The organism is Brevibacterium sp. AGC70 (assembly GCF_057334195.1).
Genome location: NZ_JBHFIH010000009.1, coordinates 141034 through 152686, shown reverse-complemented (window position 1 = coordinate 152686; position 11653 = coordinate 141034). Strand labels below are relative to the sequence as shown.

The following is an 11653-nucleotide window of genomic DNA, read 5'->3' as shown; positions in this document are numbered from 1 at the left end:
CCCCCCCCCCCCCCCCCCCCCCCCCCCCCCTTCTTGCTCAGGTGTGCTCGTGCGATTCAGTGCAGAGGCCCTCAGGCCTGCGCAGGCACCTCACCGCGGCGCACAGCAAGTCGCTCATCGAGCAGAACCTGAAGTTCGTCGAAGGAGCGGCGCTCGAGCAGCATGTCCCAGTGGGAGCGCACGTGCTTGCCCGGCTCGCCATCGGGCTCGTTCACGCCGACACGGGTGCCGACGCCGTGGATGCCCGAATCCCAGGTGGAGGGAACTTCGGCTTCGATCGAGAAGGGAACCTTGAACCTGGTTCCATCTTCGCACTCGAATTCGACCATCTGGCGAGGCGCTGGTTCGACGCCCTCTTCCGTTTCCAGGCTGCGTGAGCCCAACTGTGTACCGCGGAGACTGCGTTCGCTCATATCTCTCTCACCTTCCGACTCGACTGCAGACGTCTCATACGAAAGAACAGTCTACCGTCCGCGCCTATTCCCAGCACTCAGGTCCGAGCCGCGAGCTCGCGCAGCCCGGCCTCAACGTCGTCGGTGACGATTCCATCGACATCGAGGTCGAGGAGGACACGCATCGAAGCAGGGTCATTGATGGTCCATACATGGACCTGCAGACCCGAGTGGTGAGCCCGAGACACGAAATCCTCGGTGATGACGGGCACGCCCTTGAATGACATCGGCACCTGCAGCGAATCGAGGCCGGCCGGCAGGGGACAGGGGCCGGACTCGGCCACTCCGGGCAGTCCTCCCGCTGCGAACATCGCGGACTCCACGACTCCTGCTGAGGATCGGACCCCAGGCAGGGCCTCTCGCAGAACGCGCAGGGTCGACGACGAGAATGAAGCAAGCCGGATCCTCCCTTCGGCGTTGAGTCTGCGGACGAATCGAACCATCGGGGCGATGCTGACGGCAGCCTTGACATCGATGTTCCACGCCGCCTCCGGAATCGACTCGAGGAGAGAAGACAGCCGGGGAAGACGACCTCCGGCCAGGAGTTCGACGGAGTCGAGTTCGGTGGCGGTGAGGTCGCGGATGCGGTGCGGGCGATCGGCAATGCGGTCCAGGTCGGCATCATGGGCTGCGAACAGGACGCCGTCGGCCGAGGCGTGGACGTCGGTCTCCATCCACCGCACACCTGCCCGATGGGCGGCGGTGAATGCCTCAAGAGTGTTCTCACTCATGCCGGGCCACTGCCCGCCTCTGTGGGCGATGATCTCTGCCTGAGAATTCATGGTCCAATCCTATGTTGCTGTTGACCTTGGAGTCGGGGTCGACAACTATGGAGACATGAGCCGAACACAAGATCCGATCGAACCTGATTACGTCATCGATTCCACCAAGCGGACACCGACCGAGAAGGCGCGTTCGGCCGCCACCAGAGCCTACGGTGCGGCCACCAGCAGCGTGAGGAATGCTCGCGAGGCGACGTCGGGTTCCCGCCTCATCGAAACGACCGAGGCGAACGTGAAGAAGGCGCTGGGCAATGTCTCCCAGGCGATCGACGACGCCGTGCGCAGCGGGAAGGTCGAACGCGCATTCGACAAAGCACAGGAAACAGTGACTACCGGCGCCGATGGCATGCGCAGACTGGTGACGCGCAAGTCGAAGTGACCTGATACCTATCAATGCGGCACGCTCGTCGAGCGTGCCGCATTGCTTTTGTAACAGTTTCTTAATTACACTGTCTTCAGGTAACGATCCGATAACTTGGAGCCAGTGTTGAGGTGCACTCGATCATTGAGTCTCCCGGTTGCCGAAACACCGGCCAATGACTACGAGGACTCACTGTGGGAAAACACTCTTCGCCCCGTTCGACAACGACGGGCTCGCTCTTCTCTGCGCTGAAAGCACCTAAGAGGAAGTCCGGAAGGCATTCGCCGCAACAAGCCGATAGCGCTGGAAACACCGCAGGGGGAGTACTGGCATCAGTGCGGTCTCGCCCGGTTCTCTCAGCATTCATCGTTCCCACCGTGGCGACCGCAGCAGTCATCGCCTCCAGCTTGGCGATGGTCCCCGACAACGCGAGCGGCGGCCAGCAGGTCGTTGCTGAGGCCCCAGTCGTCGCAGCAGCCGAAGCGACGCAAATCCCCGACGAGTCCCTGGCCAAAGCGAAGAAGCAGGCCGAAGAGAAGCCGGGCAAGATCTCTCTCGAGTCCAAGATCGAGACACCGAGCCCGACCCCGACCGAGTCCGCAACCAAGGACTCGACAAGCAATGATTCGACGAGCGAGGATGCCGCCACCGGCGGCTCAGACTCGAAGGAGCCGACGCCCGATGCCAACGACGATCCGTCCAAGTCCGGCGACTCCGCAGGTCAGTCCGGTACCTGTCCAATGTCGTACTACGGTGGAGGCGACGGATTCGATGGTCAAAAGACAGCCAGCGGCGAACTGTTCGATACCAACAAGCTGACCGCAGCGCATAAGTCACTGCCGTTCGGCTCGCAGGTGAAGATCACCAACACAGCCAACGGAAAGTCCGTGACGGTGCGCATCAACGACCGTGGCCCCTATCACGGCAGTCGCTGCATCGACCTGTCCAAAGCGGCCATGGAAGCGGTCGGCGGAGTCGGAGCCGGGCAGATCAACGGCAAGTACGAGGTTCAGTAAACGTCGTTCTGATTCCTCAGAGGCCGTTGCATTCAGCTGTGTGACGTGCCTGCTCGCGCAGCGCCGTACGGAGTTCCAGAGGTGATATCACCTCGACCCCGCGAATGGTGATCAGCTGCGAAACAGCGACATCCAATGGCTCCATCGGCAGGTCGACGACAATTGCTTCCTCTGCTGGGGAGGTACCATCTGCCGTCGAGGCGGACTCGATCGCCTCATCCGTGATTCGCCCGGGAACCGCACGTCGCAGATCGCCGAGGCTTTCGCTGGGTACTCGCAGCTTCACCGTCGCAGATCGGATCGCACGGTCGAATTCGATCTGAGACCTCGCCCAGTAGTCGCCGAGGTGGAAGCCCGGCGGGCGTGAGGCGGAGACGAAGTGCAGTCTGATCTCAGTGATGCGCGAGACCCGGTAGGTCCGTGGCCTGCCACCAGGTGGCTGCGCGGCCAGATACCATCGCCCTGCCTTGACGACGAGTCCCAATGGTATGACGGTGCGAATCAGGCAATCACTGCCGCTTGCGTAGTCGAATCGCAGACCCCGGTGCGAACGCAGCGCCGCCGCAATGACCGAAAGCTCATCCGGGCGCTCGTGTGTCCTGAACCAATCTGGCCCGTCGATGAGCACATCCGATGAGAAGACTGAATCCGTCTCGGAGAGGATCTTCTCCCGTGCGGTCGCCAGCTCCCCGGAGTACCCGAGATCAGCCGCAGCGAAACCACCGATGAGCACGGAATCCAGCTCATCACGAGTCATCCCCGACAGGGGAGAGGTCCAGGACCCGAGCAGACTGATACCACCGCCCGGCCCGGACTCCGTCACGACGGGGACCCCCATACGAGACAGGTCACCGAGATCACGATAGACAGTGCGCTGCGTGACCTCGAGGCGAGCCGCCAGACCCGCAGCAGTGATGGGCACCGTCCGCGCGCTGAGGATGACGATCTCCGACACCAGCCGTGCTGCCTTCATACCCACCAAGAATAATCATGGTCACTGACATAGCGTGTCAGCGATTGCACGAGAAGGTGTCACCATGACTTCTCACCACGAATCTACAGCGTCCCAGTTCGCTCCTCCCAACCAGCGGTCACTCACCGACCGAGTCGCTCTGGTCGCCGGCGCCACACGCGGTGCCGGACGCGCCATCGCCCGGGAACTCGCCCGAGCCGGTGCCTTCGTGTACTGCACTGGTCGGTCAACCTCGATGCGGCCCTCCGACTACGGCCGGAGCGAGACCATCGAGGGCACTGCCGAACTGATACGTGCAGAGGGCGGCCGCGCCGAGGCGATCGTCTGCGATCATCTGCAACCGCCACTGATCGACGAGGTGATCCGGAGGATCGATGGGCAGCACGGACGACTCGACATTCTGCTCAACGACATCGGGGGAGAGGCCTATGTCTCCTGGGGCGAAAAATTCTGGAACACCGACTTCGAATCCGGGATGAGGCTGGTGAATGCAGGACTGATCACGCATCTGAACACAGCGCACGCCGCCCTGCCACTGCTCACTCGCAGACCCGGAGGTCTGCACATCGAGATCACCGATGGAACGTATGAGTTCAATGCTTCGCACTACCGGGAGAGCATCTATCTCGATCTGACGAAGACCGGAGTCAGCCGACTGGCATTCGGGCTCGGTCACGAACTGGAGGAATCTGGGTGCACGGCCGCAGCGATCACCCCCGGCTGGTTGAGATCGGAGATGATGCTCGATCTCTTCGACACGACCGAGCAGAGCTGGCTCGAGGATTCCCTCGACCCGACTCGTGAGCTGCCGCCTGCAGATTTCGCGATCTCGGAGACTCCGCAATTTCTGGGACGAACGCTCGTGGCACTCGCATCCGATCCCGACCGACACCGCTTCAATACGAGAACCCTCAATAGCTGCGAATTGGGCGATCTCTATGACATCGACGATATCGATGGTTCCCGGCCGGATTCTTGGGCGTTCATGGCAGCCAAGGAGGCCGACTCGGGCGCGGACGCACGTGACTACCGCTGAAACCGATTTCGCACCGCAGCAGTCGATCCTGAACCCGCCTTGGCAGGGTGATGTTCCCTGGTTACTGTGAGCACATAAGCGGAACTGTCGAAGGAGTGCGGATTGTCGGATCGAACATGCGATGTGGTCATCGTCGGAGCCGGTCCGACCGGCCTGAACGCGGCCAGAACGCTGCAGGCTGCAGGCAAAGACGTTGTCGTCCTCGAAGCAAGAGACAGGGTGGGCGGTCGAACTTGGACCGATCACATCGACGGGCAGATGTACGAAATCGGTGGTCAGTGGATCTCACCGGACCAGACGGCGCTGCTTCAACTCGTCGCTGAGCTGGGCAAGGATACCTACCAGCGCTACCGGGAGGGCGACAGCGTCTACATCGCACCCGATGGCACACGTACCGTCTACAGCGGTGATATGTTCCCGGTGGGGGAGTCCACCCAAGCGGAGATGGAACGTCTGATCGCGAAGTTGGACGAGCTCGCCGCCCGCATCGGGCCCGCCGCCCCGTGGGAAGCCGAAGACGCGGCCGAACTCGATTCGGTGTCCTTCCACCATTGGCTCCGGAACCAATCCGACGATGAGACCGCGTGCGCGAACATCGGCATGTTCATCGCCGGGGGAATGCTGACCAAGCCCGCCACAGCATTCTCCGCACTGCAGGCGATCCTCATGGCCGCCTCGGCGGGGTCGTTCACTCATCTCGTTGATGACCACTTCATTCTCGACCGCCGTGTCGTGGGAGGAATGCAGTCGGTCTCCGAGCAGATGGCGGCCGAACTCGGCGAGGGTGTCGTCCACCTGGACAGCCCCGTTCGGACGGTCGAATGGACCGACGAGTCCGTGAGAGTCGGCACCGATGCGATGAACGTCTCGGCCGCTCGTGCCATTGTGGCCGTCCCGCCGAACCTGTACTCGCGCATCAGCTACACCCCGCATCTGCCCCGGCTCCAGCAGGTCTTTCACCAGCACCAGTCGATGGGGCTGGTGATCAAGGTCCACGCCACTTATCAGACACCGTTCTGGCGTGAAGACGGCCTGTGCGGAACCGGATTCGGTGCCGGGCAGCTGGTGCAGGAGGTCTATGACAACACCAATCACGGTGAAGAGCAGGGAACGCTCGTCGGATTCATCTCCGACATCAATGCCGATGCGATGTTCGCCCTCGACGAGGACACCCGCAAGCAGCGCATCCTCGAATCACTGGCTGCCTTCCTGGGCCCGCAGGCTCTGGAGCCCGAGGTGTTCTACCTGTCTGACTTCGGAGCCGAGGAGTGGACTCGAGGCGCCTATGCCACGAGCTACGATCTCGGGGGACTGCACCGGTGGGGACGGTTCCAGAACGATCCAGTCGGCCCTATCCATTTCGCGAGTTCGGACATCGCCGCACACGGATACCAGCACGTCGACGGTGCGGTCAGAATCGGGCAGGACACTGCCGAAAAGATCCTGAGCACCTGACATCATCCCTGAAAGGTTGAGCTGATGACCTCGGCACCTCCAAATCCCAGCCCGCCCGGTAGCCCGCCCGTCGGCTCCGACTCGGGCCTGAGCTCCAAGGGGCTGTCCGCAGGCAAGGTCGGCGCCATCGGCGGTGCCATCATCGGCATCTCCTGCATTGCCCCTGCCTACACACTGACCTCGGGTCTTGGTCCAACGATTTCTCAGGTCGGAGTCCACACTCCGGCGATTCTGCTGATCGGCTTCGTTCCGATGCTGCTCGTCGTCTTCGGCTACCGCGAGCTCAACACCGCCATGCCCGATTCCGGCACCACCTTCACCTGGGCGACACGTGCCTTCGGACCTTGGCTGGGCTGGATGGGAGGGTGGGGGCTGATCTCGGCCACAGTCCTCGTGCTCTCGAACTTGGCTGCAGTAGCCGTGGATTTCCTATTCCTGCTGCTGGCTCAGATCTTCTCCGACCCCGGGATCGCCGATCTCACCCGGGCGCTGTGGATCAACATTCCCGTCACCATCCTCCTGACTGCGGGTGCCGCATGGATCTCCTACCGGGGCGTCGAAGCAACCCAGAAGATCCAGGTCTGGCTGGTGGCTTTTCAGGTCCTTGCCCTCGGCTGGTTCGTCATTGCGGCGTTCGTCCACGTGTCCAACGGCACCGCCTTCGACGCGACACCGGTCGAACTCGGCTGGTTCAACCCCGCCGAGGCCGGCGACTTCTCGACCGTCGCGGCGGCAGTGTCCCTGTCGATTTTCCTCTTCTGGGGCTGGGACACCGTCATCACCATGAACGAAGAGGCGAAGGACCCACAGAAGACTCCCGCCCGCGCAGCAATGCTCACGATTGTGGCCATCGTCATCATCTACCTCGCCTGCACCGTCGCCGTCATCTCCTTCGCCGGAGTCGGCACAGTCGGATTGGGCGCAGGGAATCCGGAGAATCAGGAATCCATCTTCGCGGCCATCGCCGGACCAGTGATGGGACCCTTCGCGGTCCTCATCTCGATCGCCGTCCTCTCCAGCTCCTTGGCCTCGCTGCAGTCGACGATGGTCTCACCCTCACGCACGATCCTGGCCATGGGCCACTACGGTGCTCTGCCGAAGAAGTACGGCAACATCTCACCCAGGTACAAGTCACCATCGGTGGCCACTGTCACCTCGGCGGGCGCCGCGATCATCTTCTACGTCGTCATGCGGCTGCTGTCGGAAAACGCTTTGTGGGACACGATCACTGCACTGGGCCTCATGGTCTGCTTCTACTACGGTGTGACCGGTCTGGCCTGCATCTGGTACTTCCGCCGGTCGTTGTTTGCCGGGGTCAAGAACTTCTTCTTCAGGTTCCTCTTCCCACTGGTCGGGGGAGTGACTCTGCTGGTGATCTTCGTGACCACCGCGATCGACTCCCTCGACCCCGGCTACGGCTCAGGGTCATCGGTCTTCGGCATCGGACTGGTCTTCGTGCTGGGCATCGGAGTCCTGCTCTTGGGCGTAGTCATCATGATCATCCAATCCCGCAGGCATCCCGGCTACTTCCGTGGTGAGACCCTGAGCCAGGGAGTCCATGAGGAGTGAACACGTTCAGCAACGACCGCGTGCCTGTGCATCAGCTGGTCCTGCTGCGACGCGTGCGTGATCGGATCGACAGAGAGTTCGACCGTCCCCTCAATGTTGAGGAGCTCGCATCCGGGGTGCACATGTCAGCCGGTCACCTCAGCCGCCAGTTCAGAGCCGCGTATGGTGAATCGCCCTATTCGTATCTCATGACGCGTCGGATCGAACGGTCCATGGCGCTGATCCGGCGCGGTGACCTGTCTATCACGGATATCTGCTTTGCCGTCGGATTCTCGTCGTTGGGCACTTTCAGCACTCGGTTCAGCGAACTCGTAGGGCTCTCACCGTCTCGATATCGTGCCGGCCTCGCCCAAGGTGATCACGACTTGCCCACGTTCATCGTCAAGAATGTTCTTCGCCCCGTCAGGAATCGAGAAGTGCCGCCCGGCGACCCGAACTAGGATGTCGATCATGAATATCTCGATCAACGCCAGTTTCCTGCCCCACACCGATGCCGAGGCATCATTGATCTTCTACCGCGACGTTCTGGGTTTCGAGGTCCGCCTCGATGTCGGATCCGGACAGATGCGGTGGCTGACAGTGGGCCCCGAAGGCCAGCCTGACACCTCGATCGTGCTCACCCCCGCGATCACAGACCCGACCATCAGCGATGCCGAGCGCGAGGTCATTGAGTCCCTCATGGCCAAGGGCAGCTATGCGGCCATCGTGTTGGCCAGCACGAACGTCGATGAAGCCTTCGCCGAGGTGGAGGCCAGGGGAGCAGACATCGTGCAGGAGCCGATGGACCAGCCATACGGTCTGCGGGATTTCGCACTGCGTGACCCGGCCGGCAACATGATCCGCGTCCAGCAGCGCGGCTGACCGGCATGCAGCATCAAGCCGACAACCATGAGCTGATTCGAGTCCAGGGTGCCCGTGAGAACAATCTCAAGGACATCTCCGTCGACATTCCCAAACGACGACTCACCGTATTCACCGGTGTCTCCGGGTCGGGCAAGTCGTCTCTGGTCTTCTCGACGATCGCCGCCGAATCCCAACGCCTGATCAATGAGACCTACAGTGCCTTCGTCCAGGGGTTCATGCCCGCGATGGCTCGACCCGAAGTGGATGTGCTGGACGGCCTGACCACCGCCATCATCGTCGATCAGGAACGCATCGGAGCCAATCCGCGCTCGACCGTGGGCACGGTCAGCGACATCAATGCGAAGCTGAGAACGCTGTTCTCCAGGTTGGCTCAACCGAATCTCGGGTCGACTAATGCCTACTCGTTCAACGTGGCCTCGATCAGCGGCAAGGGCGCCGTGACCATCGACAAAGGCACCGACAAACAGGTCGAGCGACGGACATTCACCGTCAACGGCGGCATGTGCCCGCACTGCGAGGGAATGGGCACAGCCACAGACATCGACATCGCCGAGGTGGTCGACGAGGCGAAATCTCTCAACGAGGGGGCGATCACGATACCGGGATACAAACCCGGTGGGTGGTCTGTGCGGTTCTACTCCGAGTCGGGCTATTTCGACCCAGACAAGGCGATCGCCGACTACTCAGAGGACGAACGGCACTATCTTCTCTATGCCGAGGGCGAGAAGATCGTCATCAACGGCACCAACATGACCTTTGACGGTCTCATTCCGCGGATCAGGCGTTCGTTTCTGTCCAAGGACCGCGACGCGATGCAGAAGCATGTGCGGGAGTTCGTCGACCGGGCAGTCGTGTACACGCAGTGTCCCGAGTGCGCTGGCACAAGGCTGAACGCTGCGGCTCGGGGATCTTCGCTGGCAGGACTCTCCATCGCCGAAGTGTGTGCTCTGCAGATCTCTGACCTCCTCGACTGGCTGGCTCGGATCGATGATGGGGGAGTGGGTCCTCTTGTGAGGTCGCTGACGGCAGATGTGCAGGCCTTCGTCGACATCGGACTCGGGTACCTCTCCCTTGATCGTTCGGCTGGTTCACTGTCCGGGGGAGAGGCTCAGCGGATCAAGCTTGTGCGTCACCTCGGATCCTCGCTGACGGATGTCACCTATATCTTCGACGAGCCAACGATCGGGCTGCACCCTCACGACATCGCCGCGATGAACGGGCTGCTCATCGCATTGCGCGACAAGGGCAACACCGTCCTGGTCGTCGAACACAAGCCCGAGACCATCAGAATCGCCGATCACATCGTCGATCTCGGGCCAGGGGCAGGAACGGTCGGAGGAGAGATCTGCTTCATCGGAAGCCTCGATCAGCTCACAGCCAGCGACACGCTCACCGGCAGGCACCTGAACGACCGCTCCCAGGTGAAGAAGACAACTCGCGAACCCACCGGGCATCTCGAGATCAGGGGAGCGACGACCCATAACCTGCGCGACGTCGATGTCGATGTGCCGATGGGCGTGATCACCGCCATCACGGGAGTGGCCGGTTCCGGCAAGAGCACCCTCATTGCAGGATCCCTGCGTCGCCGGGACGGCGTGATCATGATCGATCAGGCGGCGATCAAGGGCTCGCGTCGCAGCAACCCGGCCACCTACACTGGCATGCTCGAGCCGATCCGCAAGGCCTTCGCCAAGGTCAACGGCGTCAAGCCTGCACTGTTCAGTGCCAACTCGGAAGGGGCCTGTCCGGTCTGCAACGGTGCTGGAATCATCTACTCAGACCTCGGAATGATGGCGGGAATGTCGGCTCCCTGTGATGTGTGTGAGGGCAAGGGATTTCAGGCAGAAGTCCTCGACTACACCCTGGCCGGCAAGAACATTCGTGAGGTGCTCGATCTGCCGGTGACTGCGGCGATCGATTACTTTGCCGCAGGGGAGGCACGAATACCTGCTGTCAGCAAGATCATCGGGCACCTCGACGACGTGGGTCTCGGGTATGTCAGTCTGGGACAGCCGCTGACGACCCTTTCAGGTGGCGAGCGGCAGCGCCTCAAACTGGCTGCGCATCTATCGGCCAAAGCTGCGGACTCTGCACCTGTCATCATCCTCGACGAACCGACGACGGGCCTGCATCTTGCCGATGTGGAGAACCTGCTGGACATGCTGGATCGTCTCGCGGATGCAGGGAAGACGGTCATCGTCATCGAACACCATCAGGCCGTCATGGCCCACTCCGATTGGGTCATCGATCTGGGTCCCGGTGCTGGTCACGATGGTGGTCGGGTTGTATTCGAAGGCACTCCGGAACAGCTCGTCGCCTCTGTTTCACGGCCGAACGCAACATTGACCGCGCAGCACCTTGCAGCCTATGTCTCAGGTGTATGAGTGTCTCAGGTGTATGAGCCTGACAACAGGGGAGTCGAACGCAGTCAGGGGAGTCGACCATAGGCGCTGCGCGTTCAGTTCGCGTTGTGGCTTCTGTGCGTCGATTCTGAGGGCGGAGGAGTGGATTCCAGTTCAATCCTTGCGTCATATCCGTTACGGTGTATAACGACTCGGTAACGACCGGGTTACAAAACCGAAATGCAGTCGTATTACGGAGATGACACAGTGAACCTCTACAGCACAAGCCTCCGCAAGGTCGCCCTCGTTGCAGGAGCCGGCGCGGTTGCCGCCGCCGGACTGACGGGAATGAGCGGTCCAGCCCAGGCCTCCACGGGGGCTCAGTCTTCGGGCGGCGTCTGGGACAAGGTCGCCGAGTGCGAGTCCGGCGGCGACTGGCACATCAACAGCGGTAATGGCTATTACGGTGGTCTGCAGTTCTCGGAGCAGACCTGGAACGCGTTCGGCGGTGAGGGCATGCCTCATAAGGCCAGCAAGGCTGAGCAGATCGACGTTGCTCAGAAGACTCTCAAGGAGCAGGGTCCGGGTGCATGGCCGGTCTGCGGTGAAGAGGCCGGCTTGACGAAGGCCAACGGCGCAGCAGATGACGGCGGCGGATCTGAGGACGATGGTGGGTCCAAGGATGACGGAAAGGTCGGACTCGGCGGCAGCTGAGTCACCCGCTGATACAGGCGCAGTTCGCTGACGCACGATCAGCACTGACGCACGATCAGCACAACGACGGGGACGGATGGCATTTAAGC

Annotated in this window: 12 protein-coding genes; 9 read left to right on the top strand and 3 right to left on the bottom strand. The window is 61.7% G+C overall.

Going from position 1 to position 11653, the window contains the following annotated elements; translation table 11 throughout:
- Nucleotides 1-71 precede the first annotated feature (71 nt).
- Nucleotides 72-413, bottom strand: coding sequence for an RNA polymerase-binding protein RbpA (locus tag ACE03M_RS06135; protein ID WP_143921669.1), 342 nt, complete (start codon nt 411-413; stop codon nt 72-74).
- Between the two features lie 77 nt (nt 414-490).
- Nucleotides 491-1234, bottom strand: coding sequence for a glycerophosphodiester phosphodiesterase family protein (locus ACE03M_RS06130; RefSeq protein WP_143921668.1), 744 nt, complete (start codon nt 1232-1234; stop codon nt 491-493).
- A 55-nt stretch (nt 1235-1289) separates the two neighbouring features.
- Here ACE03M_RS06130 and ACE03M_RS06125 point away from each other — a divergent pair, with 55 nt between their 5' ends.
- Complete coding sequence (locus tag ACE03M_RS06125) at nt 1290-1613, top strand: hypothetical protein (protein ID WP_260848016.1); 324 nt, start codon at nt 1290-1292, stop codon at nt 1611-1613.
- A gap of 359 nt (nt 1614-1972) precedes the next feature.
- The gene (locus ACE03M_RS06120) at nt 1973-2611 is read left to right on the top strand and encodes a septal ring lytic transglycosylase RlpA family protein (RefSeq protein WP_485933157.1); all 639 of its coding nucleotides are present in this window, start codon (nt 1973-1975) and stop codon (nt 2609-2611) included.
- Between the two features lie 16 nt (nt 2612-2627).
- On the opposite strand, the gene ACE03M_RS06115 is transcribed toward ACE03M_RS06120, so the two are convergent.
- Complete coding sequence (locus ACE03M_RS06115; RefSeq protein WP_485933156.1) at nt 2628-3584, bottom strand: helix-turn-helix transcriptional regulator; 957 nt, start codon at nt 3582-3584, stop codon at nt 2628-2630.
- 64 nt (nt 3585-3648) lie between these two features.
- Between ACE03M_RS06115 and ACE03M_RS06110 the strand changes: the two genes are divergently transcribed.
- The 7 genes from ACE03M_RS06110 to ACE03M_RS06080 all read left to right on the top strand — a co-directional run bounded on the left by ACE03M_RS06110 (nt 3649) and on the right by ACE03M_RS06080 (nt 11564).
- Nucleotides 3649-4620 (top strand): SDR family oxidoreductase, encoded by a 972-nt coding sequence (locus ACE03M_RS06110; protein WP_143921664.1) that lies wholly within the window; start codon nt 3649-3651, stop codon nt 4618-4620.
- A 102-nt stretch (nt 4621-4722) separates the two neighbouring features.
- Nucleotides 4723-6075 (top strand): flavin monoamine oxidase family protein, encoded by a 1353-nt coding sequence (locus ACE03M_RS06105; protein WP_485933154.1) that lies wholly within the window; start codon nt 4723-4725, stop codon nt 6073-6075.
- Nucleotides 6076-6099: 24 nt separating this feature from the next.
- Nucleotides 6100-7644, top strand: a complete 1545-nt coding sequence (locus ACE03M_RS06100; RefSeq protein ID WP_485933153.1) for an APC family permease — start codon at nt 6100-6102, stop codon at nt 7642-7644.
- A complete protein-coding gene (locus tag ACE03M_RS06095) occupies nt 7641-8084 on the top strand; it encodes a helix-turn-helix transcriptional regulator (RefSeq protein ID WP_485933151.1) in 444 nt (147 codons plus the stop codon). The genes ACE03M_RS06100 and ACE03M_RS06095 overlap by 4 nt, the downstream gene beginning before the upstream one ends.
- 1 nt (nt 8085) lies before the next feature.
- Entirely contained in the window at nt 8086-8505 is a 420-nt protein-coding gene (locus ACE03M_RS06090; RefSeq protein ID WP_143921660.1) for a VOC family protein, read from the top strand.
- 5 nt (nt 8506-8510) lie between these two features.
- Nucleotides 8511-10892: an ATP-binding cassette domain-containing protein gene (locus ACE03M_RS06085; protein ID WP_485933150.1), complete on the top strand. Its 2382-nt coding sequence runs from the start codon at nt 8511-8513 to the stop codon at nt 10890-10892.
- Nucleotides 10893-11117: 225 nt separating this feature from the next.
- Nucleotides 11118-11564: a transglycosylase family protein gene (locus tag ACE03M_RS06080; protein ID WP_313900569.1), complete on the top strand. Its 447-nt coding sequence runs from the start codon at nt 11118-11120 to the stop codon at nt 11562-11564.
- The last annotated feature ends 89 nt before the right edge of the window (nt 11565-11653 follow it).

What these genes read in the sequence shown, in the direction of transcription:
- ACE03M_RS06135 (WP_143921669.1), bottom strand. Translation starts at nt 413, where the DNA reads ATGAGCGAACGCAGTCTCCGCGGTACACAGTTGGGCTCACGCAGCCTG.
- ACE03M_RS06130 (WP_143921668.1), bottom strand. Translation starts at nt 1,234, where the DNA reads ATGAATTCTCAGGCAGAGATCATCGCCCACAGAGGCGGGCAGTGGCCC.
- ACE03M_RS06125 (WP_260848016.1), top strand. Translation starts at nt 1,290, where the DNA reads ATGAGCCGAACACAAGATCCGATCGAACCTGATTACGTCATCGATTCC.
- ACE03M_RS06115 (WP_485933156.1), bottom strand. Translation starts at nt 3,584, where the DNA reads ATGAAGGCAGCACGGCTGGTGTCGGAGATCGTCATCCTCAGCGCGCGG.
- ACE03M_RS06110 (WP_143921664.1), top strand. Translation starts at nt 3,649, where the DNA reads ATGACTTCTCACCACGAATCTACAGCGTCCCAGTTCGCTCCTCCCAAC.
- ACE03M_RS06100 (WP_485933153.1), top strand. Translation starts at nt 6,100, where the DNA reads ATGACCTCGGCACCTCCAAATCCCAGCCCGCCCGGTAGCCCGCCCGTC.
- ACE03M_RS06090 (WP_143921660.1), top strand. Translation starts at nt 8,086, where the DNA reads ATGTCGATCATGAATATCTCGATCAACGCCAGTTTCCTGCCCCACACC.
- ACE03M_RS06085 (WP_485933150.1), top strand. Translation starts at nt 8,511, where the DNA reads ATGCAGCATCAAGCCGACAACCATGAGCTGATTCGAGTCCAGGGTGCC.